The following is a 25219-nucleotide window of genomic DNA, read 5'->3' as shown; positions in this document are numbered from 1 at the left end:
ACGTCACAATTTGGAACGGGTCCGGCCCTGCCATGATTGAGTCCGAAATCGAGGAGCCCGCGGCGGTAATGCGGCGGAGTTGGGGTAACAATCCGTAAAAAAGCGTGAGTTGGCGCTCTTTGAGGCAGTGCTATGGTTTCCGGGACTTGGGGACGCACGGTCGAGTCGCCCCGGACAAATCGTCCGGTGCCGACTGACAGGTGGTCATTGGTGGGCAATAACGCATGAAATTCAGCCGGCAGACAACGCTGCGATCGCAAGCCACGGTCACGGGCGTAGGTGTTCATTCCGGTCGGCCGGCCAGCCTCACCATCGGACCCGCATCCATCGACGCGGGTTATATTTTTGTCCGCAGCGGTCTCGACGGCGGCGATCGCGAAATCCAGGCCAACGCCAAATCGGTGGTCGCCACCGAACTCGCCACCGTGCTGGGCGACAGCGACGGCCCGCTGGTTTCGACGGCCGAGCACGTCCTCGCCGCGCTGCGTGGCATGGGCATCGACAATGCCACGATCGAAGTCGACGGCCCCGAAGTTCCGATCATGGACGGCAGCGCTGCTCCCTTCGTTGCCGCGATCGATCAGGCCGGCATCCGCGAGCAATCGGCGCCCCGCCGCTTCATCCAGGTTCTCAAGCCGGTGCGCGTGTCGCACGGCGACTCGTTCGGCGAGCTTCGCCCCTATACCGGTGGGTTCCGTGTCGAGGTCGCGATCGACTTCGCCAATCCGGTCATCGGCCGGCAGAATTACACCCTCGGTGTCGAACCGGAAGCGTTCCGCCGTGAAATCGCCCGCGCCCGCACTTTCGGCTGCATGAGCGACGTCGCCCGGCTGTGGGAGATGGGCTACGCGCTCGGCGCGTCGTTCGAGAATTCGGTGGTGTTCGACGACGAGCGGCTGCTCAATACCGAAGGCCTGCGCTACGCCGACGAATGCGCCCGCCACAAGCTGCTCGACGCGATCGGCGATCTGGCGCTGGCCGGCCTGCCGATTCTGGGCGCCTATCGCTCGATGCGCGGCGGCCACAAGCTGAATCATTCGGTGCTGACCGCGCTGCTGGCCGATCGCACCAATTTCCGCGTGATCGAAGCCGAGCCGGCGCGCCGCCCGGTCCGGGGACATGCCGAATCCGTCACCCGCCTGGCCGGTGGCATGGTGGCCCCGGCCTACGGCCCGGATCGGTCCTGATCCGACGGACCTGCCGTCGATTGCGTGACGCCTCGCTGCACATCATCCGCCGCAATGCCATCTCCGGTCGTCCGGCGACTTGGCGGAGTCAGACCGGCTGCCGTCCGATCGCCTTATTCCCGGCGAAATGCCTGCGTACCCGGTTGGTCCAGTAACCTTTTTCGGCTACACAGCCGGAGGTCGACTCCATGCTTCGGGGACAGGTCGGTGGCTTTTGCCATTGCGGCCTGATCGGATGCCGGGGCGCACCGTTCTCCAGTATGTCAGGTTGGAATTGATGTCGGCACAGAGGCTCGGACTGCGAAACAGGCTGGTCTTGCGCAGAAGCGATCGGTTCTGGCGCAGCCTTCCCTTGGTCGCCAGCCTGATGATGCTGGCGCTGCCGCTCGGCGGCTGCGGCACCGGGGCGATCTGGGACAAATTCCTGGCCAAGGACGAAGACAAGTTCAACGACGAGCCGGCGGACAAGCTCTACAATGAGGGCTTGTACCTGATGAACAAGGAGAAGGATCCGAAGGCGGCATCGAAGAAATTCGAGGAAGTCGACCGCCAGCATCCTTATTCCGACTGGGCGCGCAAATCGCTGCTGATGTCGGCCTATTCGTTCTACCAGGCCGGCGACTACGACAGCTGCATCGGCTCCGCCACGCGCTATGTCACGCTGCATCCGGGCAGCCCGGACGCGGCCTACGCGCAATATCTGATCGCGGCGTCGCATTACGACCAGATCCCCGACATCTCCCGCGATCAGGGTCGCACCGAGAAGGCGATCGCAGCGCTCGAGGAGGTCATCCGCAAATATCCGACCTCCGAATACGCCACCCAGGCCAAGCAGAAGCTGGAAGGCGCCCGCGACCAGCTCGCCGGCAAGGAGATGGATGTCGGCCGCTATTACATGGAGAAGCGCGATTACGCCGCGGCGATCAACCGCTTCAAGACCGTGGTGACGCGCTATCAGACCACCCGCCATGTCGAGGAAGCGCTGGCGCGCCTGACCGAGGCCTATATGGCGATCGGCATCGTCGGCGAGGCGCAGACCGCCGCCGCCGTGCTTGGCCACAACTTTCCTGACAGCCGCTGGTACAAAGACGCTTATAATCTTGTAAAGTCCGGCGGACTCGAACCCACCGAGAACAAGGGCTCCTGGATCAGCAAGTCCTTCAAGAAGCTCGGTCTCGGATAGGACTTTTCTCGCATGCTTTCGCGCCTGTCGATCCGCGATATCGTGTTGATCGAGCGGCTCGATATCGAGTTCTCCCGTGGCCTCGCCGTTCTGACCGGCGAGACCGGGGCGGGCAAATCGATCCTGCTCGATGCCTTTGCGCTGGCGCTGGGCGGCCGCGGCGATGCCGCGCTGGTCCGCCACGGCGCCGAGCATGGCCAGGTGACCGCGACCTTCGACCTCGCCAACGGCCATCCCGCTTTCGCGATACTGTCCGCCAACGGCCTCGACGACCGTGATGTCGAAGATTCCGGCGAACTGATTCTGCGCCGGGTTCAGCTCGCCGACGGCCGCACCCGCGCTTTCATCAACGACCAGTCGGTCAGCGTGCAGACCCTGAAAACGGTCGGCGCGACGCTGGTCGAGATCCACGGCCAGCACGACGAGCGGGCGCTGGTCGACGCCGCCACCCATCGCCGGCTGCTCGACGCCTTCGCCGGGCTGGAGAAGGACGTCATCGCGCTGGAGACGCTGTGGGAGGGCCGGCGCAGCGCCCGGGCCGCGCTCGATGCCCACCGCGCCGGCATGGAGCGCGCCGCGCGCGAGGCCGACTATCTGCGCCACGCCTCCGACGAACTGAAGAAGCTCGCGCCACAGGACGGCGAAGAGACCGCGCTGGCCGAGCGCCGCACCGGCATGATGCAGGGCGAGAAGATCGCCTCCGATCTGCGCGAGGCGCAGGAGGCGGTCGGCGGCCATCATTCGCCGGTGGCCGCGCTCGCCGCCGCCGTGCGCCGGCTGGAGCGCCGCGCCGGCTCCGCGCCGCAACTGGTCGAGCCGGCGGTGCGGGCGATCGACGCCGCCATCAACGCGCTGCAGGAAGCCGACCAGCACCTCAACGCCGCGCTCGCCGCCGCCGATTTCGACCCGCTCGAACTGGAGCGGATCGAGGAGCGGCTGTTCGCGTTGCGCGCCGCGGCGCGCAAATACTCGACGCCGGTGGACGGGCTCGCCGCGCTCGCCGCGCAATATGCCGCCGACGTGGCGCTGATCGACGCCGGCGCCGATCGACTCGTTGCGCTGGAGAAGGCCGCCGGCGAGGCCGATGCGCGCTACAGCGCTGCCGCGGCGAAGCTCTCCGCATCGCGCAGCAAGGCCGCCGACAAGCTCAACAAGGCGGTCAACGGCGAACTCGCGCCGCTGAAGCTGGAGCGCGCCAAATTCATGACCCAGGTCGAGGCCGATCCGGCGACGCCGGGGCCGCAGGGCATCGACCGCGTCGAATTCTGGGTGCAGACCAATCCCGGCACGCGGCCGGGGCCGATGATGAAGGTCGCCTCCGGCGGCGAGCTGTCGCGGTTCCTGCTGGCGCTGAAAGTGGTGCTGTCGGACAAGGGTTCGGCGCCGACGCTGGTGTTCGACGAGATCGACACCGGGGTCGGCGGCGCCGTCGCCGACGCGATCGGCGGACGCCTGGCGCGGCTCGCCACCAAGGTGCAGGTGATGGCCGTGACCCACGCCCCGCAGGTCGCGGCCCGCGCCGACCAGCATCTGCTGATCTCGAAAGCCGCGCTCGACAAGGGCAAACGCGTCGCCACCCGCGTCGCCGCCCTGGAACAGGACCACCGCCGCGAGGAAATCGCTCGCATGCTCGCCGGCGCGGAGATCACCGCCGAGGCAAGGGCGGCGGCGGACCGGCTGATCAAGGCGGCGGGGTAGGGTTCGTACATCCGCAGTGCCACGACGGTCGAGATTCCGGGTTCGTCCGCCGCTACGCGGCGGTCGCCCCGGAATGACTCGTTGAGAGGTGGGAGCCACACACGCCGTCATTCCGGGGCGCTCGCGAAGCGAGCGAACCCGGAATCCCGAGATTCAGGGCACCTCGATCCCGATCATTGAACGATCGTGTCGAAAAGGTCCTCCCACCCCGGATTGTCCCGCTCGATCAACGCAACCTTCCACGCCCGCCGCCACTTCTTCAGCTCCTTCTCCCGCGTGATCGCGGAAATCGGGTCGTCGTGGATTTCGAACCACACCAGTCTGGCGATGTTGTATTTCGACGTGAAACCCGCCACGGCTTTGGTTCGATGCTCGTACACCCGGCGAACGAGGTCGTTGGTCACGCCGATATACAACGCCCCGTCTTTCCGACTGGCGAGCAGATAGACATAATAGGCCACCGGCGCCTTGCGCGCGGCGAGATTCCGGGTTCGCTTGCGTGCCGCAAGCGCCCCGGAATGACTCGCGGTAGAGTTCGTAACCCAATCACCTCGGTCATTCCGGGGCGCGAGCGTAGCTCGCGAACCCGGAATCTCAAGTGCGAAGATGACTGCAAAAAGCAAACCCGCCCCCGACATCGCCACCCTCACCAAAGCGAAAGCCAAGGTGGAGGCGATGCGGTTGCGGCTCGAGATCGAGCGGCACAACAGCGCGTACTACCAGCACGACGCGCCGACGGTTTCGGACGCGGAGTACGACGGGCTGCGACGGCGGCTCGAGGCGATCGAGGCGAAGTTTCCCGAACTGGTCAGCGATTCGTCGCCGACGCAGACCGTCGGTGCCGCGCCGGCGCGCGGTTTCGCCAAGGTGCAGCACGCGGTGCCGATGCTGTCGCTCGGCAATGCGTTCGCCGACGACGAGGTGACCGAGTTCGTCGAGCGTGTGCAGCGCTTCCTGCGGCTCGACGACGTGCCGGCGATCGTCGCCGAGCCGAAGATCGACGGGCTGTCGCTGTCGCTGCGCTACGAGCGCGGCGAACTTGTGCGCGCGGCGACGCGCGGCGACGGCTTCACCGGCGAGGACGTCACCGCCAATGTGCGGACCATCAAGGATATTCCCAACGAACTGCGCGTGAGCCGTCCGCCCGCCGCCTGCGAGTTGCGTGGCGAAGTCTATATGCTGAAGCAGGATTTCCTCGCGCTCAACAGGCGGCAGGAGGAAGCCGGCGACACCGTGTTCGCCAATCCGCGCAATTCCGCCGCCGGCTCGCTGCGGCAGAAGGACGTCGCGGTCACGGCGTCGCGGCCGCTGAAATTCTTCGCCTATGCCTGGGGCGAGATGAGCGACTATCCGATGGACGAGCCGACGCAGTTCAAGATGCTGGCGTGGCTGAAACAGGCGGGCTTCGTCGTCAATCCCGAGATCACGCTGTGTACCAGCGTCGACGACGCGCTCGCGTTCTATCGCCGGATCGGCGAGCAGCGCGCGTCGCTGCCCTACGACATCGACGGCGTGGTCTACAAGGTCGACCGGCTCGATTATCAGGAACGCCTCGGCTTCGTCTCGCGCAGTCCACGCTGGGCGATCGCGCATAAATTCGCCGCCGAGCAGGCGACCACGGTGCTGGAGAAGATCGACATCCAGGTCGGCCGCACCGGCGCGATGACGCCGGTGGCGCGATTGCAGCCGGTGACGGTCGGCGGCGTCGTGGTGCAGAACGCGACGCTGCACAACGAGGACTACATCAAGGGGCTCGGCAATGACGGCTCGCCGCTGCGCGACGGCGTCGATATCCGCGAGGGCGACACCGTGGTGGTGCAGCGCGCCGGCGATGTGATTCCGCAGATCGTCAGCGTCGTGCTCGACAAGCGGCCGGCCGACTTGCCCAAGTACGAATTTCCGCACAAATGCCCGATCTGCCACAGTCACGCGACGCGCGAGGAGGGCGAGGCGGTGTGGCGCTGCACCGGCGCGCTGATCTGCCCGGCGCAGGCGGTGGAGCGGCTGAAGCACTTCGTCTCGCGGCTGGCCTTCGACATCGACGGGCTCGGCGAAAAGCAGATCGTGCTGTTTCACGAGAAGGGCTGGGTGCAGGAGCCCGCCGACATCTTCACGCTGCAGGCGCGCAATGCCGAGCTGAAGCTCGAAGAGCTCGAAGGCTATGGCGAGACCTCGGTGCGCAACCTATTCGCGGCGATCGACGCGCGGCGCACCATCGAACTGCACCGGCTGATCTTCGCGCTCGGCATCCGCCATGTCGGCGAAGGCAACGCCAAGCTGCTGGCGCGGCACTACGGCACGCTGGATGCCTTCCTGGCGGCGATGCGCGCCGCCGCGGAAGGGCAGACTGAGGAAGGCAATACGTCGGAGGCGTATCAGGATCTCGACAATATCGCCGGCATCGGCGAGGTCGTCGCTGCCGCGGTGGTCGAGTTCTTCGCCGAGCCGCGCAACATCGCGGCGCTGGGTGCGCTGCTCGCGGAGTTGAAAGACGTGCTGCCGGCCGAGCAGGCGCGGCGCGACACCGCCGTCGCCGGCAAGACCGTGGTGTTCACCGGATCGCTGACGAAGTTCACCCGCGACGAAGCCAAGGCGGCGGCGGAGCGATTGGGCGCCAAGGTCGCCGGCTCGGTGTCGAAGAAGACCGACTACGTCGTCGCCGGCGAGGACGCCGGCTCGAAGCTGACCAAGGCAAAAGACCTCGGCGTCGCGGTGCTGACCGAGGACGAGTGGCTGGCGCTGATCGGCTGAAACGTTCCTGCGCGTGCTCCGTCATCCTGAGGCGCCGCCGCGCAGCGGCGGCCTCGAAGGATGGGCCGCGCATACGACCCGTCGCCGCATCCTTCGAGGCGCGCCGAAGAGGGCGCGCACCTCAGGATGACGGTGCTGTGCTTGGTGCTTGGGGTGGTGTGCTCGGCTGAGCGAGAGCCACTCCTCACATCACCGGCGGTTCCTCGCCTTCGGCCTTCTCGATCAGCTCTTCGGTCGCGACAAGATTGCTGCGCGGGACCAGGAAGATCATCGACGCGGCGCAGGCCAGTGCGAGGGCGGCGACGGCGATGTTGAGCGGCAGCGGCGTGGCGAAATGGCCGCCGAGATACGCGCCGAATTGCGAGCACAGCGCGCCGAAGCCCATCTGGGTGAAGCCCATCAGCCCGGACGCGGTGCCGGCCGCCTGCGGCCTTATGCTGATCGCGCCGGCGGTGGCGTTGGCCATTACGAAGGCGTTGCCGAACATGATGATCATGTGGGTGGCGAACAGCCAGCTCGGTACCTGATTCCAGCCGAGCACGCCCCACAGCAGGTTCAGCGCCGCGCCGCCGATCTGCATCGCCAGCCCGAACCAGATCAGTCTGTCGAGCGAAGTGCGCGGCGAAAACCGCACGCAGAACAGGTTGCCGAGCAGATAGGCGAAGCCGGAGCTGGCGAACCACGCGCCGTATTCGGCCGAGCTGCGGCCCATCTGCGTCACCACGACGTAAGGCCCGCCGCCGGCGAAGGTGAAGATGATCGCCGAGGCCAGCACCTGGCACAGCACATAGCCGATGAAGGCGCGGCTCCGGAACAGGCTGCCGACATCGCCGCGGAAGCCGCCCGCGGCGGGGCCGTGACGGCGGCGGGTCTCGGGCAGCGCCAGCGCGATTGTCGCGGTGACGGCGATCGCGCCCGCGGTGACGACATAGAAGATCGCGCGCCAGCCGAGCGCGGTTTCGATCACGCCGCCGAACAGCGGGCTCAGCATCTGCGCGATCATCATCACCGCGATGACGAGGCTGAGCATGCCGCCGACGCGGTCGCGGCTGTAGAGATCGCGGATGATGGCGCGGCTGATCACCATGCCGGAAGCGCCGCCGAGCGCCTGCAGGAACCGCGCGGCGATCAGTTGCGGCAGGGTCTCGGCGAAGATGCAGCCGACGCTGGCGGCCACCATCAGCGTCAGCCCGCCGAGCAGCACCGGGCGGCGGCCGAACCGGTCCGACAGCGGCCCCATGATCAGCTGCGAGCAGGCCAGCCCGACCATGTAGAGCGATACCGTCATCTGCGCGACCGAGATGTCGCTGCCGAAATCGCCGGCGAGCACCGGCAGCGCCGGCACGAAGATGTACAGCGCGATCGGCGCCGCGCCGTTCATCAGCACCAGCAGCAACAGCAGCAGCTTCGACGGCGGCCGGTCGATCCGGCCGGGGTCGATCGCGAAGGTTCTGCCGGTCTTGCCGTGCATGCGGGGGCGGTTCCGACCGGTCAGCAAATGACGATGTGCGGTGTGAGAAGACTGTAGCGCGCCGCAGGATCGTTCACAGGCCGTTTTCGACATGAGGCCATGCGGAGAGCGCGAGGGGCTGGCCGATGGTCCGGCACACCACCTTGGAGTTCGTCATTCCGGGGCGCGCGCAGCGCGAGCCCGGAACCATATCCCCTTGCGCCGGCGATTGGTTGGGGCGGTGCAGCCGTTGGGTCTCGCCGTGAGTCCAGGGGCTATGGATTCCGGGCTCACGCGCTACGCGCGTGCCCCGGAATGACTCGGGGAGAGGACGCGCTCCAGTGTCTCAAGCGCTCGATGCTCAGCGCTGCAGCGGCGCGGTGGCGGCGTCGAGCCAGGCTTGGGTCGGGCCGTCGAGATGCGGGCGGACTTCGGCGCGCACGCAAGTGTGGTAGTCGTTCAGCCACGCCAGCTCCTTCTGGCTCAGCATGTCGAGGTCGATCAGCCTCCGGTCGATCGGCGCCAGCGTCAGCGTCTCGAAGCCGTTCATCGGCTTCTCGGCGCCGTCGATCTGTTTCTCGATCACCAGTTCGAGATTCTCGATCCGGATGCCGAAGCCGTCGGTCTTGTAGTAGCCGGGCTCGTTGGACAGGATCATGCCGCGCTTCAGCGACGTGGTGCCGAGCTTGGAGATCCGCGCCGGGCCTTCGTGCACCGACAAATAGCTGCCGACGCCGTGGCCGGTGCCGTGGTCGAAATCGATTCCGGCCTGCCACAGGAATTGCCGCGCCAGCGTGTCGAGCTGCGCCCCGGTGGTGCCGTCTGGAAATACCGCGCGGGCGATCGCGATGTGGCCGCGCAGCACACGGGTGAAGCGGTCGCGCATTTCGGCGGTCGGCTCGCCGATCGCAATCGTGCGCGTGACGTCGGTGGTGCCGTCCTGATACTGCGCGCCGGAATCGATCAGCAGCAGGTCGCCCGGCTGGATGCGGCGGTTGCTCTTGCGGGTGACGCGGTAATGCACGATCGCGCCGTTCGGGCCGGTGCCGGAGATGGTCGGGAACGAGACGTCCTTCAGCGCGCCGGTGTCGCGGCGGAAACTCTCCAGCGCCTCGACGGCGTCGATCTCGGTCAGCGCGCCGGCCGGCGCCTCGCGGTCGATGAAGGCGAGGAACCGCGCCAGCGCCACCGCGTCGCGGCGATGCGCGGTCTTTGTGCCTTCGATCTCGGTCGCGTTCTTCACCGCCTTCAGCAGCGCCACCGGATCGGCGCCGCGCAGCGGCTTGCCGCCGGCATCCCTGATCAACCGCGTCAGCGCATCGGCGGCGGTGGCGCTGTCGAGCGCGATGGCTGCGCCGGTGGCGGCGAGCGCCTGCAGCGCCGGCGCCAGTGCCGCGGGCTCGGCGACCTGGGCGGAATGTTCGAGGTGGTCACGCGCCGCGTTCGACAGCTTGCGGCCGTCGATGAAGATGGTCGGGCGGCCGTCCTTCGGCACCAGCGCGTAGGACAGCGGCAGCGGCGTGTGCGAGACGTCGGCGCCGCGGATGTTGAAGGTCCAGGCCACCGCGTGCGAATCCGACAGCACCAGCGCGTCGGCCTTCAGCCGCGCAAGCTCGCCTCGGATCCGCTCGAGCTTGGCGCTCTCGCTTTCGCCGGAGAATTCGAGCCCGTGGATGCTGACCTGGCCCAGTGGCGACGCGGGACGTTCGGTCCACACCCCATCCACCGGGTTGCCGTCGACGGGAACCAGCTCCGCGCCGGCCTTGGCGCAGGCGGCCTGCATCCGCTCGACTGCCGAAGAAGTGTGCAGCCATGGATCAAATCCGAGGCGGTCGCCCGGTTTGAGATGCTGTTCCAGCCATCGTTCCGGCGGCGGTTCCACCAGCGACTCGATCGTCCAGGCCCTGGTGTCGACCTGCTTGGCAGCCTGCAGCGTGTAGCGGCCATCGACGAACAATCCTGCTTCGCGGACCAGCACGATCGCCAGGCCGGCCGAGCCGGTGAAGCCGGTGAGCCAGGCCAGCCGCTCGTCGCAGGCCGGTACATACTCGTTTTGCTGCTGATCTGCGCGCGGGACGACGAAGCCGCTGAGCTTCTTCCGCGCCAGCTCTTCGCGGAATGCGGCGAGCCTTGCAGTGAGGGCGACGCCGCCTTCCGGCTCCTCGAAGGTCTGGAACTGCGCTTCGAACATCGGTGCCCTTCCTCATTGTGCGCGACGCGCCGGTCGTCTGCGAAAAGCTTCTCTCATGGCACGAGTTATGCTTGATTTATCGGGCCTGCAAGCAACAGGCCCGAGTGCCGACGCACTCTGATAACGCGTCCGGGAGAAACCCGGGAGTGTCTCAACTCAACGATGAGGGGATACACATGCCTGCATTTTCGTTCGAGAAGATTTCCGCGCCCGTTCGTCCGAACCCGAACCCAGGCGCGAATGTCGAACCCTCCGACAAGAAGCAGCGCGGCGTCATCACTCAAATGCTGGATCGGCTGGCCGGGGCGCGCGGCAAGCGCGCGGTGCCGAAGGACGGCGTCTATGTCCGCTTTCCGAAGCCGCCCGGGAAGTAGTTCTCAGAACGTCTTGGCCAGCAGCAGGCTGCTCCAGCCCTCGATCACGATCTGCCGCAGGAGCACGCAGCCGCGCGCCCGATAGGCCGCGATCACGCTCTGCGCCTGCGGCTGCAGCAGGCCGGACAGGATCACCAGCGCCGACGGCGCCAGGTGTTCGGACATCGGCTGCGCCAGCGCGCGCAGCGGGTTGGCCAGAATATTCGCCAGCACCAGGTCGAACGGCGCATGGGCGGCGAAGGCCGGCGAGGCGAAGCCGGTGGCCCATTCGGCGTGCACCAGATTGCCGACGCCGTTGAGCCGCGCGTTCTCCCTGGCGACCGCGACCGACTGCTTGTCGATGTCGGTCGCCAGCACCGGCTGGCGCAGCGCCTTGGCGGCGGCGATCGCCAGCACGCCGGTGCCGGTGCCGAGGTCGAGCACGCTGCGCGGCGGGCCGGCGCGCAGCACCAGATCGAGCAGCGTCAGGCAGCCGCGGGTGGTGCCGTGATGGCCGGTGCCGAAGGCGAGCGCGGCCTCGATCTCGATGCCGAGCTTGTTCGGCGGAATGCGGGCGCGGTCGTGCTGGCCGTGGACCACGAAGCGGCCGGCGGCCACCGGCACCAGCCCCTCGAGGCTCGCCGCCACCCAGTCCTTGGCCGCGATGGTCTCGACGCTCATCGCCTTCGCCGCGGCGTCGCCGGCGGCCTGGGCGACCAGATCGCGGATGCCGTCGAGGTTCGGCAGCTCGCCGAAATGCAGCGCGATCTCCCAGCTCCGGTCCGGCCGCTCGAACGCCGCGATCGCCATCTCGGCCTCGTCGAAGCACTCGCCGAGCAGGTCGGTGACCCGGCGCGCGGTGGCCTCGTCGCCGATCACGAAACTGGCGCGGGTGGTGGGAGCGGGATCAGGCATGGCAGGTCCGATGGTTGGCGGGGCGGGCGCCGTTTGATGTAATGTCTCAACGCGATGTCCACAGCTTCTGCGCCCGAAAGCCGGTGTTTGTCCACGACTTACCCACAGGCTTGAAGGTGGCGCTTGCGGTATCTTGGGAGTGGTCATTGGACTTTCGAGTGGTAAATTGAGATGCGGCCGGTAACCAAAAAGCCATATTTGTGTCCCAAGGGACACAGGGTAGGGATCGGCCTGACGATTCCTGCTTTAAGAACCCCCGGAGGAGTGGTGCGGACTGGGCCAATGACGTGCCCGTGTCCATGACTGCTGGATTGAGCATCGGCGCCCCCTCCCGCGCTCGGCATGAGCGCAAAGGAAAGTTGAGGGCGAATGATCAATACCGGCGAAGTTATATTCACAAAGTCGACCCGCAGCGGCGGCATTTGCGCGGTGGTTGCGGTGTGCCTGGCCGGCTCCTGGGCCGGCACGGTCGAGGCGGTCGCGGAACAGCAGCCGTTGTATCAGCCGCAGTCCTTGCAGCAGCAGCAGTCCTTTGCGCCGCCCGCGGCCAATCTCGATTGCGCTACCATCCGATACCATGTCGCCGAACACGGCAAAGCCAAGTCGATCGCCTGGGCGGTCAAGAACGGCTATTCCTGGGCCCAGATCAACCAGGCGCGGCGGTGTCTGAAGGGGTGAGGGCGCGAGCTGTCCCGTCCCGGAGGCGCGGATTGATGCCTCGTTTGCGGTAGCCCATCCACAGCTTTTCCCCGCGATTCACACCGTGCTTCAACAGATTCGCGCACAGCTTTAACGGCCACTTTTCCACAGCCTGTCCACAGGCTTCCACACAGTCTTATCCACGCTTTGTGAACAGGCTGCGGTGATCTGCGAGGATCGCCGCCGCGGCGTTGTGGCCGGGGGCGCCGGTGACGCCGCCGCCGGGGTGGGCGCCGCTGCCGCAGTGGTAGAGACCCTTCAGCGGGCCGCGGTAGTCGGCGTGGCCGAGCATCGGCCTCGCAGAGAAGAGCTGGTTCAGGCTGAGCGCGCCGTGAAAAATGTCGCCGCCGAGCAGGCCGAAGTCGCGCTCGAGATCGAGCGGCGACAGGATCTGGCGGCCGAGCACGCTGGCGGCGAAGCCGGGGGCGTAGCGGTCGACGGTCGCGATCATCAGGTCGGCGACCTCGTCGCGGCGGTCGTCCCAGGACACGCCGCCGGGCAGTTGCGGCGCGACGTGCTGGCAGAACAGGCTGGCGACGTGCCGGCCGGGCGGGGCGAGGCTGTCGTCCAGCGTCGAGGGGATCAGCATCTCGACCACCGGCTCGCGGCTCCAGCCATGGGCGCGGGCGTCGCTCCAGGCGCGGTCCATGTAATCGAGGCCGGGGGCGATGATGATGCCGGCGGTGAGGTGGTCGCCGGTTCCGGGCAGCGCCTTGAACGAGGGCAGGCCGGACAAAGCGACGTTCATCCGGAAGGTGCCGGAGCCGTTCTTCCACGCCTGCATGCGCCGGCGGAAGTCGACCGGCAGCGCATCCTTCGGCAGCAGCCGGGTGTAGAGCAGCTTCGGATTGACGTTGGCGGCGACGTATTTCGCCCGCAGGCTGCGGCCGTCGTCGAGGGTGACGCCGACCACGCGATCCTTCTCGACCAGCACCTCGCGGACCCCGGCCGAGGTCTCGATCTCGGCGCCGGCGGCGCGGGCGGCGGCCGCCATCGCTTGCGAAATCGCGCCCATGCCGCCGATCGCGTGTCCCCAGACGCCCTTTTTGCCGTTCACCTCGCCGAAGGCGTGGTGCAGCATGACGTAGGCGGAACCGGCCGCATAGGGGCTGGCGTAATTGCCGACAATGGCGTCGAAGCCGAACAGCGCCTTGACCAGATCGTTCTCGAACCGCGCGTCGAGCATCTCGCCGGCCGAGCAGGTGAACAGATCGAGCAGCAGCCGCTGCTGCTCCAGCGTGAGCGCGCGCAGCCGGTTGGCGGTGCCGAGCGCGGCAAAGCCTTCGCGGATCGCGCCCGCGCCGAAGCGCTCGACCAGATTCGGCGGGGCGCGCAGCACGAAATGCCGCAGCACGTCGGCGATGGTCTCCAGCTCGGCAGTGAAACCGTCGATCGTCGCCGCGTCGCGCTTGCTGAGATGCGCCACCGATCTGGCGGTATATTTAGCCCCGGTCAGCAGGTATTTGCCGCCCGGCGCCGGCAGGAAATTCTGCGCCCGGCGCTCGACGATGCGCAGCCCGTGCTCGGCGAGCTTCAGGTCGGCGATCACCTTGGGGTTGAGCAGGCTGACGGTGTAGGCGGCGACCGAGTTGCGGTAACCGGGGTGAAACTCCTGCGTCACCGCGGCGCCGCCGACCACGCTGCGGCGCTCGACGACCTTCACCTTCAGCCCGGCCTGCGCCAGATAGGCGGCGCAGGTGAGGCCGTTGTGACCGGCGCCGATGATCAGCACGTCGGGATCTGACATGGGTGTTCCAGGAGGGGCGGGCGGCGGCTCCTTGGCCGCGCCGGCCACACGGAGTCCACACTCCGTTATCAGGGATTGAATATCAAAGACCCGGCGACCGGCACAAGGGTCGCCCCGGAGCCACGGCACAACGTCGCGGTGGCCTGATCCGAGTGGATGGCGGCGTCCGGTTCTGCGATGGTCGGACGCGGCCGCGCCGCATCGGGCCCGCCTGGGGGCGCCCATGCGCCCCCGCGACGTCCGATTGTCTGCGCCGGCATCGCCGGGGCATCCTGGCTGGAGACCGTATGACCGACTCGATGCCGCCCGTTGCGGCTCACAATTCCGAGGCGCGCAATCGGGTGATCCTGATCGTCTACACCGCCGCGATCTTCACCAGCGCGCTGCTGCTGTTCTCGGTCCAGCCGCTGTTCACCAAGATGGTGCTGCCGCGGCTCGGCGGCTCGCCGGCGGTGTGGTCGGTGGCGATGGTGTTCTTCCAGTCGCTGCTGCTCGGCGGCTACGCCTATGCGCATTACATCAGCCGCTTCCGCAACCGCGCCGTTCCGGTCGCGATCCATCTGGCGCTGCTGGTCGCGGCCTTGCTGATGCTGCCGCTGTCGATCGCGAGCGGCTGGGGCACGCCGCCGTCGAGCGGCTATGCGTTCTGGCTGCTCGGCCTGTTCGCGGTCTCGATCGGCCTGCCGTTCTTCGCGCTCGCCGCCAACAATCCGCTGCTGCAGGCATGGTTCGTGCGCACCGGCCATCCCAACGGGCCGGATCCGTATTTCCTTTATGCCTCGTCGAATATCGGCAGCTTCCTGGCGCTGCTGTCCTATCCGGTGCTGCTGGAGCCGGCGCTAACGCTGCGCGTACAGAACATCGTCTGGACCGGCGGCTACGGCCTCCTGATCCTGCTGATCGGCGGATGCGGCTATCTGTTGCTGCGTTCGCCGCGGATGGACATCAACGCCAGCACCGGTGAGGACGATGCGGGTGCGGTCGCGCCGTCCTGGACGACGCTGGGCCGCTGGATCTTCCTCGCGGCGGTGCCGTCCGGCCTCCTGATCGCGGTGACCGCCCACATCTCGACCGACGTCGCGGCGGCGCCGCTGCTGTGGGTGCTGCCGCTGTCGCTGTATCTGCTGACCTGGGTGCTGGTGTTCCAGTCGCGGCCGCTGCTGCCGCACAAATGGATGCTGGCGGCGCAACCGCTGGCGATCGCGGTGATCGCGGTGCTGCTGGCCTATTCCGGCACGCCCAATCTGCTGGTGATCCTCGGCGGCCATCTGCTGTCGTTCTTCATCATCGCGATGGCCTGCCATGGCGAGTTGGCGCGGACGCGCCCGGACGCGCGCCATCTCACCGGCTTCTATGTGGCGCTGTCGTTCGGCGGCATGGTCGGCGGCCTGTTCGCGGGGCTGGTGGCGCCCTACAGCTTTTCCTGGATTGCCGAATATCCGATCCTGCTGGCGCTGGCGGTGCTGTGCCGGCCGCAGGCCGCCGAGCGCGTGCCGGCCTGGACGCGGTGGTACTGGGCGTTTCTCGCCGCGCTGGCGGTGGTGCTGATCGCGCCGGCGTTCAGCTCCGGCCAGGTGTTCGAATGGCTCAGCATCAACCGCGTGCTGCTGGTCGGCGACGTCGCGGCGGTGGCGGCGTTCGCGGCGCTGGCGCTGCGCGCCAATCGCTGGAAGGTGTTCGCCACGGTGGTGCTGGCGCTGACGCTGGCACGGCTGTATCCGCCGGACGACGGGCGGGTCGACACCGTTCGCAGCTTCTTCGGCGTCCACAAGATCCAGGTAACATCGAACGGCCAGTATCACGTGCTGTTGCACGGCACCACGATCCACGGCGCGCAGAAGATGCTGAACGATGACGGCTCGCCGGTCACCGGCCGGCCCGAGCCGATCACCTATTACGACAAGGACGGCGGCATCGGCCGCGGGATCGCCGCGATCCGCGGCCGCAAGGCCGGGCCGCTCCGCGTCGCGGTGATCGGGCTCGGTGCGGGGTCGCTGACCTGCGCGGCGCAGCCCGGCGAAAGCTGGCGTTTCTTCGAGATCGACCAGTCGATGGTCGACACCGCGCGCGACCCGAAATACTTCACCTATGTCAGCCAATGCGCGCCGGACCTGCAGCCGGTGATGGGCGACGCGCGGCTGACCTTCGCAAGCGAGCCGGCCGGCACCTACGATCTGATCATCGTCGACGCCTATTCCTCGGATGCGATCCCGATCCACCTTGCGACCCGCGAGGCAATGGCGATCTACAAATCGAAGCTGGCGCCGGAGGGCGCGGTTCTGATGCACGTCTCCAACCGGCATCTCGAACTGTCGAGCGTGGTGGTCGGCATCGCCGCTGCCAATGGCCTGAAGAGCTGGGCCTATGGCGACGATCCGGAGCGCGATGCGGAATACATCTTCGCCACCTCGGTGGTGATTTCGGCGCGTGAACCGGAGGATGTCGGCGACATCGCGTCGTCGCCCGACTGGACATTGACGACGCCGCGTCCCAATCAGCGGGTCTGGACCGACGACTATTCCAACGTCCTCGGCGCAGTCTGGCGTCGGCTGCGGGAAGGCTCCGAATAAAGCGTTTGCGAGCGAAGCGGGCAGGCCGTTCGCGTCAAGACCACGCGCCGCAACCGGGACTGCGCCGACGCGAGGCAAAACGCGTGCCCACCGGAGCGGACGCGCGTTCCAAGCTCACGATCAGTTTCGATCAATAGGCCGAGTAGCCGCCGTAATAGCTGCGCGGCTGGTAGTAGCGCCGGGGTTGGTAGACCTGCGCCGCGTAGGCGTCTTCATCCGAGTACTGGTACTGCGGCTGAGCGTAGCCTCGGCGATAGCCGGGAGGGGCCGGGTAGCGGCGGCTGTCGCTGCCGTCGGCCGGATAGATGTAGCCGTCGTCGGCGACCTGCGGCGCGACCACACGCGGCTGCGCGCGCGGCGCCAGTTCGACCGGCTCGCCGGTGCCGTCATAGCCGGGCGCCGGCGCGCGCCGAGCCGCCGCGGTGGCCGTCCGGTTGGCCGGCTGTCGCGCCAGCGCCACGCGCGAAGATCCGGTGAGGGTGACGGTGGTGTTGAGCACGCCGTCCTTCTCGACCAGCGCATAGAGCTTCGAGGCGTTCTCGCGCGACAGCCGCACGCAGCCATGCGACACCGGCACGCCGAGCTTGCCGGCGGCGTCGGTGCCGTGGATGGCGTGGCCGCGTTTGGTGAAGAAGATCGCGTGCGGCATCGGCGCGTCGTCGAATTCCTTCGAATAATGGTCGGGCTCCATCCGGAAGGTGCGGAACGAGCCGTTCGGCGTTTCGTGCGACGGGTTGCCGGTCGAGACCGGCCAGCGATAACGCTCGACGCCGTCGACCGCGACGGTCATTTGCTGATTGTCCTTGTCGACGGTGATCGCGACTTTCGCCTGGGCGGCGCCGGTCGCCGCCAGCAGGATCAGACCGGTGAGGGAAACGAGATACGAACGCATTCTTGACGGCCTCCTCGGCCCGATCCTTCGACTTCACAACCCGTCCCCGACGGTAATATGCATAGTGGCTTCCACAGTTTCCAGTGGCGGCGTCGCATCGGGAAAACCGCGGGCATCGTTAACTCGCCGCTGCGCCGGGCGGGGCCAAGACCGAGCTGCGGCGAAACCGGGGCCGGATGGAACTTATGCGGCGGTCGCGGGTTATCGTGTCACAACTGCTCCGACGCTCGATCGGGGGACATATCCCGAAGGATGGACACGATGAAAACGACAACCAAGACGCTCGCCATTCGCGCGGACCAGTCGCCGCTGAAGGCGATGCTGGCTGCCGCCGCGCTGGCGCTGGCGCTGCTGGCGATCCCGACGATCGGCCATGCCCAGGGCATCGTCCGCGGCGCGCAGGAAGGCTCGCGCGAAGGCAACCGCGCGGCGGGTCCGGTCGGTGGCGTGGTCGGCGGCGCGATCGGTGCCGGCGTCGGTGGTGCGGTGGGCGCCGTGAACGGCGTGCTCGGTCTGCCGAACAACGGCCCGCGCTATCGCTATCACCGCGGCCACCGCTGCAAGGGCTACTACACCCGCAGCGGCAATTTCCGCTGCTATCGCCGCTGACCCGGCGGACATTCCAAAAAAGGCGCGGCCGTTCGGGCCGCGCTTTTTTCTTTGGCCGATCGCAGCCTCTTTGGATCGCAGCGTCGGCCGATCGGCGATTTGAGGATCAGGCTTTCAGCCGGTAGCCGGTCTTGAAGATCCACCACACCACAGCCATGCAGAACAGCAGGAAGCCGAGGGTCGCGGCGACGCTGATGCCGATATCGACGTCGGAAATCTCGTAGAAGCTCCAGCGGAAGCCGGAGACGAGATAGACCACCGGATTGAACAGCGCGATGGTCTGCCAGATCGGCGGCAGCATCGAGATCGAATAGAAGCTGCCGCCGAGAAACGTCAGCGGCGTGATGATCAGCAGCGGCACCACCTGCAGCTTCTCGAAGCCGTCCGCCCAGATGCCGATGATGAAGCCGAGCAGGCTGAACGCCACCGACGTCAGCACCAGAAAACTCAGCATCCAGACCGGATGCGCGACCTTCAGGGGCACGAACAGCCAGGCGGTGGCGAGAATGATCAGGCCGAGGATGATCGACTTGGTCGCCGCGGCGCCGACATAGCCCAATGCGATTTCCAGAAACGACGCCGGCGCCGAGAGGATCTCGTAGATCGTGCCGGTGAACTTCGGAAAGTAGATGCCGAACGAGGCGTTCGCCACGCTCTGCGTCAGCACGCTGAGCATGATCAGGCCGGGCACGATGAAGCTGCCGTAGCTGACGCCCTCGACCTGGTCGATCCGCGAGCCGATCGCGGCGCCGAACACGATGAAATACAGCGAGGTCGACAGCACCGGCGACACCACGCTCTGCATCAGCGTGCGCCAGGTCCGCTGCATCTCGAACAGATAGATCGCCCTGACCGCCCGGTGGTTCATGCTCATGCCCTCACCAGGCTGACGAAGATCTCTTCCAGCGACGACTGGCTGGTGTCGAGATCGCTGAAGTGGATGCCGGCGGCGCGGATGTCGCCGAGCAGCGCGGTGATGCCGGTGTGGCCGGCGCGGGTGTCGTAGGTGTAGACCAGCCTGCGGCCGTCGTCGGCGAGCGCCAGATCATAGGCCGCCAGTTGCGGCGGGATCGCGCCGAGCGCTTCGTCGAGATACAGCGCGAGCTGCTTCTTGCCGAGCTTCCGCATCAGCGCGGCCTTTTCCTCGACCAGGATCAGTTCGCCGTTGTTGATGACGCCGACGCGGTCGGCCATCTCCTCGGCTTCCTCGATGTAATGCGTGGTGAGGATAATAGTGACGCCGGTCGCCTTCAGCGCGCGCACCACTTCCCACATCCCCTTGCGCAATTCGACGTCGACGCCGGCGGTCGGCTCGTCGAGGAACAGGATCTGCGGCTCGTGGGAGAGCGCTTTTGCGATCATCACCCGGCGTTTCATGCCGCCGGACAGCGTGATGATCTTGCTGTCCTTGCGGTCCCACAGCGACAGGTCGCGCAACACCTTCTCGATATGCGCGGGGTTCTTCGGCTTGCCGAACAGCCCGCGGGAAAAGCTCACCGTGTCCCACACCGATTCGAACGCGTCGGTGTGCAGTTCCTGCGGCACCAGCCCGATCATCTCGCGCGCCGCGCGATAGTCGTCGACGATGTCGTGGCCGTCGACGCTGACCTTGCCTTCTGAGGCGTTGACGAGGCCGCAGATCGTGCCGATCAGCGTGGTCTTGCCGGCGCCGTTGGGGCCGAGCAGCGCGAAGATCTCGCCGCGCATGATGTCGAGATTGACGCCGTTAAGCGCCTTGCGGCCGGTGCCATAGGTCTTGCTGAGATTCTGGACGGAAATGATCGGGGCCATGCGGGCTCGTCGTCGGTGGGGCGCAGGGGCAGGGCTGCGGGCGCAGCCGGTCGCGCGGGTCGGTTACATAAGGACGAAGGAGGCGGGGCGCAACCGACGGAGGAGCGGGCAGCCGCTCTACCCGATCTGCCCGCATTTGCATCGAGTTTCTCAGAAAGCCTCTGAATCAAGCCACAAACTACTTGGCGTGCCAGTTTTTTTGTGCTCATATGAGGTAGAAAAAACTGACAGGGGCTGTCATGCCGGCGGTGATCTTCAGAGATTCCAGAGAAGTGGATGGGCGGCTTTCTTCGCTCGGCGTCACCCGCGAGCAGCTCATGGACGTCGTCCAGGCGATGGTGGCAGCTAGGGCTGCTTGCACTGAAAACGACCCTCCTGCTGCCCGAGGCTGGTCCTCTTGGCGGTTTGGCATTCGTCGTTCCCGCGAGATTTTGCGCCCCCATGGCTGGCTCAAGGATGATAGCGATCAGTTGTCGTGCATTGTGAACCACAAGCTTGGCATGCGGATCGCGGTAGCGAACACCGATGAAGCAACGGGTATCGCTCTGCCAGCTTCTGTTCCACAGAACTGTTCAAAGAAAGGTGCGGCGACAGATCGGGCGATTGACGGCACTCAACATACTCTCTTTGGCCTTGAGCCGGCGGCGAGTGACGACAGGGTTGTCTTGTTCAAGCCCAAAGCTAGCCACTCGTCGGGCTATGCAACGTTCTACGTTTGCGTCTTCAACGAGGGGGATATCGTACGGGCAGAGTTCTCCTGTCCGATCTCAGTCGAGAATGGATACTTCACTGGCTTCAGCGAGAGAATCATTCTAGTCGGACCTGGTGATTGGCCGCCCGAAGTGAAGGTTCGTAAAGACGCGCCGCAATCTGACTCAGATGGGTCTGAGTTCGATATCCCGGTTCGCCGCAAGTAAACATGGAACGAAAATTCAATGGAAGTAGGTTCGGCATCGCCCGGAAACGGCGACTGCTGAATAAGCGTCAACTTGCCGACGCACTTGGTGTCAGTGAGTATACGGTTCTTCGTTACGAAGCTGGGAAGACAGCGCCTGCGGAGGAGGTCTTGCCGATACTGGCGAAAACGCTTCGCTTCCCGGTTGAGTTCTTTTTTGGTTGCGATCTGGACGAGCCATTGGCTGACAACGCCAGTTTCCGCAGTCAAGCTGCTATGACAGCCGCAATACGGGATGCTGCACTTGCTGCAGGTTCGATCGGATTCTTGATCGCTGACTACGTTGAGGCGCGCTTTGATCTTCCTAAGGTCGTCGTGCCTGATTTGAGTTTTTACTCTCCAGAGGCGGCGAGCAGGGCCTTGCGCGAAGAGTGGGCGCTCGGTGAGCGGCCGATCTCCAATATGATTCATCTTTTGGAATCCAAGGGAGTTCGTGTGTTCTCTTTGGCGGAAAACTCGCTGAAGGTGAATGCGTTCTCTTTATGGAGGGCGGGGAAGCCTTATGTTTTCCTAAATACGATGAAAAGCGCTGAGAGCAGCCGCTTTGATGCTGCTCATGAATTGGGGCACCTTGTGCTTCATCAGGATGGAACGCCGAAAGGGCGCGAGGCGGAAGACGAAGCTAACAGATTTGCATCTTGTTTTTTGATGCCTGAAGCAGATGTTCTCGCGGAAATGCCCCATGTCTATTCGCTCGACCATATAGTTCAGAGTAAGGCTAGATGGAAGGTGTCTGTGGCGGCTCTTAACTATCGTCTCCGGAGACTCGGAGTTACTTCAGAGTGGCAGAATCGAAATCTTTGTATTCAGATTTCTCAGCGCAGATTCAACAAGGAGGAGCCGCTCCCAATGCCACGCGAAATGTCTGTGGTGTGGGAGAAGGTACTAAAGTCTCTTTGGGCGGACCGTATTACGCGTGCGGAGATTGCTCGCGATCTCCATCTTCCTGCCAGTGAAGTTGAGTCACTAGTGTTTGGAGTGTTGGGTCAGTCTACGCCAAGGCCAGAAGCGAGAAAGCTCACTGCTATCTAGCTTTGTCTCTGTGGAGGCCGTCTTCATATCTATTTTCTTGCCAATGTGGGCCACGCTTGCTCGGTGGAGGCGTGGCGCGCAAAAATGCGTCTTCAGGTGGTCAAGACCAAGTATCGCCACACCCGCTCCACGAAACTATCGATCGCCTTCTTCTCGCCGGCCTTGTCGAACACGATGGTGAGTTTGCGGCCGTCGATCTTGGTGACCTGGCCGTGGCCAAACTTCTGGTGGAAGACCCGGTCTTGCAGCGAGAAGGCCGACTGGGTGCCGGTGGATTTAGCGACCAATTCGCTCTCGTGGTGAAGTGGCGCCGAACCTCAGCGCGTCGTCGCTTCGTGGCGCCGACCTCACCGCGTCATTGCGAGGCGGCGAAGCCGCCGAAGCAATCCAGAGCCCCAGTGCACTGAGTTTCTGGATTGCTTCGCTTCGCTCGCAATGACGGGGAGAAGCGGTGCGATCACTCCGCCGCGTGGGCGCGGGTAGGTGTTTCGATCAGCGCGACGATGTAGTTCCGAATGTCGTCGGCGACTTCAGGGTCGGCCTTCAGTTCGGTCAGCGAGCGCGGCTTGGGCACCGGCTTGCCGTCTTGCTCGACCTGCTCAAGGTACAGCTCCAGTGCCTCCGGCGCATTGCGCAGCGCCTCGTCGATATCGTCGCCCGCCGAGACGCAGCCCGGCAGATCGGGAAACCACACCCCGACCGCGACCCCCGGTCTGGCGTCTTCGATGATGGCGATGTAGTGGGTCATGGCGGACCTTAGTCGGTGATGACGTGACCGCCCCCAAATGAAACGGTAAGGACAATGTTCAGCAAAGGCGAGAGTTTACAATGGTCCCGGAGATTTCTGAGTTTTCATATGGCTTCGCATTGACGCACGAACTGGCAAATCTTGCCGGTGTTGGTCTTAAGGCCGCTCCTATTTTCCCGAGTCTAATCGAGGAGGGAAAGTCTGGAGGGGGTTACGACGTGAAGTTGGACTGGGTCGGTATTCCGGTCTTTCTTCAATTCAAAAGAGCAGATTGCATGAAATTGGCAACGGCTAAACCCGTCAATACTGGAGCGGCGCTCGATTTGCCGTTTTATCGGTTTCCAATAACCCCTAATTGGAAGTCTGCTCAGCACGACATGCTTCTTTCCCTTGATCAAGGGGCAAACGAAGTTTTCTATGTCGCGCCACGCTTTCATCTAGTCCGCGAATTCAACGACGCTTACATCGCGACGAGTATTGTGAATCGCTCATTCTTCATAAGACCATCGGCTATCGGACCTCTCGGTGACGGAGATCACCATGTCGCTTATGATGATAAAACCCATTTGGTCTGTTCGGAGCCACGCCGAATAGAGGCCTTCACCGGAGACGCTCTGCTGCGCAGGATTGCCGAGCGACTTCATCAGACCGAAGAGTCGTTGAGCTCAGTTTTGTCGAATGTTGAAGGTGGGTTAAGGAGTATTTTGAAAGAGCAGTTAATTGAACCAACTGAGGTTGATCTGGGGCGGTCCGGAAAGTCACCCGAACAGGCGGAGCTCAGGCGCATTGCGGACTGGGCACTCAGATACTTCAATCTTCAGTTCTTTGTTGTTCAGAGTACGACCCAGACAATTCGTGCATAGCTTACACCCGCTGCACGAAACTATCGACCACCTTCTTTTCGCCGGCCTTGTCGAACGCAATGGTGAGTTTGTTGCCGTCGATTTTCGTCACCTGGCCGTAGCCGAATTTCTGGTGAAACACCCGGTCGCTGACGGTGAAGTCGGAGTCGGTGCCGGTGGATTTGGCGACCAGCTCGCCTTCGATGGTGAAGGGCGCGCGGCGGGGGCTGCCGCCGAATGGTGAGCCGCTTTCGCTGAAGCCTGCGCCGCCGCTGCGGCCGCCGCCGTTTTTACGTTGGGCCTGCGCCCGCTGCCAGCCCGGGGTCGAATAGGTCGAGCCGAAGGATTCGACATTGTCGAAGCGCGACGGGCCGTAGCCGCTCATGCCGCCCCAGCCGGAGCCGCCTTTCGACTCGGTGATCTCGACATTGGCCTGCGGCAGTTCGTCGAGGAAGCGCGACGGGATCGTGGTGTTCCAGGTGCCGTGGATGCGGCGGTTGGTGGCGAAGTACAATTTGGCCCGTCGCCTCGCGCGCGTAATGCCGACATGGGCGAGGCGGCGTTCTTCTTCCAGCCCGGCGCGGCCCTGATCGTCGAGCGCGCGCTGATGCGGAAACAGGCCTTCCTCCCAGCCGGGCAGGAACACCGTCTCGAATTCCAGGCCCTTGGCGGAATGCAGCGTCATCACGCTGACGGCGTCCTCGTCGGCGGCGCCATCGCGGTCCATCACCAGCGAGATGTGTTCGAGGAAGCCTTGCAGGTTCTCGAACTCCTCCATCGAGCGGACGAGTTCTTTCAGGTTCTCCAGCCGGCCGGCGGCGTCGGCGGAGCGGTCCTTCTGCCACATCTCGGTGTAGCCGCTCTCGTCGAGCACGATCTCGGCCAGCTCGGTATGCGACAGCGCGTTGCGCTGGACCTGCCAGCGCTCGAAATTCTCGATCAGCCCGCGCAGCGAACTACGCGCCTTCGGCTTCATTTCGTCGGTGTCGATCACCAGCCGCGAGGCCTCGAACAGCGGGATGCGGCGCTTCCTGGCATGGTCGTGCAGCATCTGCACGGTGGCGTCGCCGAGGCCGCGCTTCGGCACATTGACGATGCGCTCGAAGGCGAGATCGTCGGCCGGCGAATTGATCACCCGCAGATAGGCCAGCGCGTCGCGGATTTCGGCGCGCTCGTAGAATCGCGGCCCGCCGATCACCCGATAGGGCAGGCCGAGGGTGACGAAGCGGTCTTCGAATTCGCGCATCTGGAACGAGGCGCGCACCAGGATCGCGATCTCGTTGAGCTTGTGGCCCTGGCGCTGCAGCTGCTCGATCTCCTCGCCGATGCCGCGGGCTTCTTCTTCCGAGTCCCAGGCGCCGGTGACGGTGACCATCTCGCCATCGACGTCCTCGGTGCGCAGCGTCTTGCCGAGCCGGCCTTCGTTATGCGCAATCAGGTGCGACGCTGCGGCCAAGATATGCCCGGTCGAGCGATAGTTGCGCTCCAGCCGGATCACCTTGGCGCCGGGGAAATCGTGGTCGAAGCGCAGGATGTTGTCGACCTCGGCGCCGCGCCAGCCATAGATCGACTGATCGTCGTCGCCAACGCAGCAGATGTTCTTGAG

Annotated in this window: 21 protein-coding genes and 1 pseudogene; 11 read left to right on the top strand and 11 right to left on the bottom strand. The window is 65.3% G+C overall.

The window, feature by feature from the left end; translation table 11 throughout:
- Positions 1-224 precede the first annotated feature (224 nt).
- From lpxC to recN, 3 genes are all read left to right on the top strand, one after another.
- Positions 225-1187 carry a UDP-3-O-acyl-N-acetylglucosamine deacetylase gene (lpxC, locus tag ACTZWT_RS00110; RefSeq protein ID WP_444767697.1) on the top strand — a complete coding sequence of 321 codons (963 nt, stop codon included), beginning with the start codon at positions 225-227 and terminating at the stop codon, positions 1185-1187.
- A 277-nt stretch (positions 1188-1464) separates the two neighbouring features.
- Positions 1465-2370, top strand: coding sequence for an outer membrane protein assembly factor BamD (locus ACTZWT_RS00105; protein WP_444767696.1), 906 nt, complete (start codon positions 1465-1467; stop codon positions 2368-2370).
- 12 nt (positions 2371-2382) lie between these two features.
- Entirely contained in the window at positions 2383-4068 is a 1686-nt protein-coding gene (gene recN / locus ACTZWT_RS00100; RefSeq protein WP_444767695.1) for a DNA repair protein RecN, read from the top strand.
- A 173-nt stretch (positions 4069-4241) separates the two neighbouring features.
- On the opposite strand, the gene ACTZWT_RS00095 is transcribed toward recN, so the two are convergent.
- The gene (locus tag ACTZWT_RS00095; RefSeq protein ID WP_444767694.1) at positions 4242-4529 is read right to left on the bottom strand and encodes a GIY-YIG nuclease family protein; all 288 of its coding nucleotides are present in this window, start codon (positions 4527-4529) and stop codon (positions 4242-4244) included.
- Positions 4530-4674: 145 nt separating this feature from the next.
- Here ACTZWT_RS00095 and ligA point away from each other — a divergent pair, with 145 nt between their 5' ends.
- Positions 4675-6819 carry an NAD-dependent DNA ligase LigA gene (gene ligA / locus ACTZWT_RS00090; RefSeq protein ID WP_444767693.1) on the top strand — a complete coding sequence of 715 codons (2145 nt, stop codon included), beginning with the start codon at positions 4675-4677 and terminating at the stop codon, positions 6817-6819.
- 184 nt (positions 6820-7003) lie between these two features.
- Here ligA and ACTZWT_RS00085 read toward each other — a convergent pair whose 3' ends face one another.
- Together ACTZWT_RS00085 and ACTZWT_RS00080 are read right to left on the bottom strand one after the other, a co-directional pair.
- Entirely contained in the window at positions 7004-8290 is a 1287-nt protein-coding gene (locus ACTZWT_RS00085) for a multidrug effflux MFS transporter (protein ID WP_444767692.1), read from the bottom strand.
- A gap of 340 nt (positions 8291-8630) precedes the next feature.
- On the bottom strand, positions 8631-10460 hold the full coding sequence (locus ACTZWT_RS00080) for an aminopeptidase P family protein (protein WP_444767691.1): 1830 nt from the start codon (positions 10458-10460) through the stop codon (positions 8631-8633).
- 176 nt (positions 10461-10636) lie between these two features.
- On the opposite strand from ACTZWT_RS00080, the gene ACTZWT_RS00075 reads away from it, so the two are divergent.
- On the top strand, positions 10637-10834 hold the full coding sequence (locus ACTZWT_RS00075; protein WP_322517744.1) for a hypothetical protein: 198 nt from the start codon (positions 10637-10639) through the stop codon (positions 10832-10834).
- Between the two features lie 3 nt (positions 10835-10837).
- Here the strand turns inward: ACTZWT_RS00075 and ACTZWT_RS00070 are convergent, their stop codons facing one another.
- Positions 10838-11728: a 50S ribosomal protein L11 methyltransferase gene (locus ACTZWT_RS00070; RefSeq protein ID WP_444767690.1), complete on the bottom strand. Its 891-nt coding sequence runs from the start codon at positions 11726-11728 to the stop codon at positions 10838-10840.
- Between the two features lie 369 nt (positions 11729-12097).
- Between ACTZWT_RS00070 and ACTZWT_RS00065 the strand changes: the two genes are divergently transcribed.
- A complete protein-coding gene (locus ACTZWT_RS00065; RefSeq protein ID WP_444767689.1) occupies positions 12098-12406 on the top strand; it encodes a hypothetical protein in 309 nt (102 codons plus the stop codon).
- A 157-nt stretch (positions 12407-12563) separates the two neighbouring features.
- Here ACTZWT_RS00065 and ACTZWT_RS00060 read toward each other — a convergent pair whose 3' ends face one another.
- Positions 12564-14174, bottom strand: a complete 1611-nt coding sequence (locus tag ACTZWT_RS00060; RefSeq protein ID WP_444767688.1) for a phytoene desaturase family protein — start codon at positions 14172-14174, stop codon at positions 12564-12566.
- Positions 14175-14461: 287 nt separating this feature from the next.
- Between ACTZWT_RS00060 and ACTZWT_RS00055 the strand changes: the two genes are divergently transcribed.
- Complete coding sequence (locus ACTZWT_RS00055; protein WP_444767687.1) at positions 14462-16744, top strand: spermidine synthase; 2283 nt, start codon at positions 14462-14464, stop codon at positions 16742-16744.
- A gap of 130 nt (positions 16745-16874) precedes the next feature.
- Here ACTZWT_RS00055 and ACTZWT_RS00050 read toward each other — a convergent pair whose 3' ends face one another.
- Positions 16875-17636 (bottom strand): L,D-transpeptidase, encoded by a 762-nt coding sequence (locus tag ACTZWT_RS00050; protein ID WP_444767686.1) that lies wholly within the window; start codon positions 17634-17636, stop codon positions 16875-16877.
- A 261-nt stretch (positions 17637-17897) separates the two neighbouring features.
- On the opposite strand from ACTZWT_RS00050, the gene ACTZWT_RS00045 reads away from it, so the two are divergent.
- Entirely contained in the window at positions 17898-18245 is a 348-nt protein-coding gene (locus tag ACTZWT_RS00045; RefSeq protein ID WP_444767685.1) for a hypothetical protein, read from the top strand.
- A 106-nt stretch (positions 18246-18351) separates the two neighbouring features.
- Here the strand turns inward: ACTZWT_RS00045 and ACTZWT_RS00040 are convergent, their stop codons facing one another.
- Together ACTZWT_RS00040 and ACTZWT_RS00035 are read right to left on the bottom strand one after the other, a co-directional pair.
- Positions 18352-19113, bottom strand: a complete 762-nt coding sequence (locus ACTZWT_RS00040) for an ABC transporter permease (protein ID WP_444768434.1) — start codon at positions 19111-19113, stop codon at positions 18352-18354.
- A 2-nt stretch (positions 19114-19115) separates the two neighbouring features.
- Positions 19116-20036 carry an ABC transporter ATP-binding protein gene (locus ACTZWT_RS00035; RefSeq protein ID WP_444767684.1) on the bottom strand — a complete coding sequence of 307 codons (921 nt, stop codon included), beginning with the start codon at positions 20034-20036 and terminating at the stop codon, positions 19116-19118.
- A gap of 239 nt (positions 20037-20275) precedes the next feature.
- On the opposite strand from ACTZWT_RS00035, the gene ACTZWT_RS00030 reads away from it, so the two are divergent.
- Both ACTZWT_RS00030 and ACTZWT_RS00025 read left to right on the top strand, forming a co-directional pair.
- The gene (locus tag ACTZWT_RS00030; RefSeq protein WP_444767683.1) at positions 20276-20953 is read left to right on the top strand and encodes a hypothetical protein; all 678 of its coding nucleotides are present in this window, start codon (positions 20276-20278) and stop codon (positions 20951-20953) included.
- A gap of 2 nt (positions 20954-20955) precedes the next feature.
- Positions 20956-22023 carry an XRE family transcriptional regulator gene (locus tag ACTZWT_RS00025; protein WP_444767682.1) on the top strand — a complete coding sequence of 356 codons (1068 nt, stop codon included), beginning with the start codon at positions 20956-20958 and terminating at the stop codon, positions 22021-22023.
- Positions 22024-22115: 92 nt separating this feature from the next.
- Here ACTZWT_RS00025 and ACTZWT_RS00020 read toward each other — a convergent pair.
- Both ACTZWT_RS00020 and ACTZWT_RS00015 read right to left on the bottom strand, forming a co-directional pair.
- Positions 22116-22334 (bottom strand): annotated as a pseudogene (locus tag ACTZWT_RS00020) (hypothetical protein); the annotation flags it as partial.
- Positions 22335-22480: 146 nt separating this feature from the next.
- Complete coding sequence (locus ACTZWT_RS00015) at positions 22481-22771, bottom strand: type II toxin-antitoxin system HicB family antitoxin (RefSeq protein ID WP_444767681.1); 291 nt, start codon at positions 22769-22771, stop codon at positions 22481-22483.
- Between the two features lie 80 nt (positions 22772-22851).
- Here ACTZWT_RS00015 and ACTZWT_RS00010 point away from each other — a divergent pair, with 80 nt between their 5' ends.
- On the top strand, positions 22852-23634 hold the full coding sequence (locus ACTZWT_RS00010) for a hypothetical protein (protein WP_444767680.1): 783 nt from the start codon (positions 22852-22854) through the stop codon (positions 23632-23634).
- A 1-nt stretch (position 23635) separates the two neighbouring features.
- Here the strand turns inward: ACTZWT_RS00010 and ACTZWT_RS00005 are convergent.
- Positions 23636-25219, bottom strand: a 1584-nt coding sequence (locus ACTZWT_RS00005) for an ATP-dependent helicase (RefSeq protein WP_444767679.1), incomplete at its 5' end; no start/stop codon positions are given.

The organism is Rhodopseudomonas sp. NSM, assembly GCF_052445935.1.
Classification (GTDB): Bacteria; Pseudomonadota; Alphaproteobacteria; order Rhizobiales; family Xanthobacteraceae; genus Rhodopseudomonas.
This window is presented reverse-complemented; position numbering and strand designations above follow the sequence as displayed.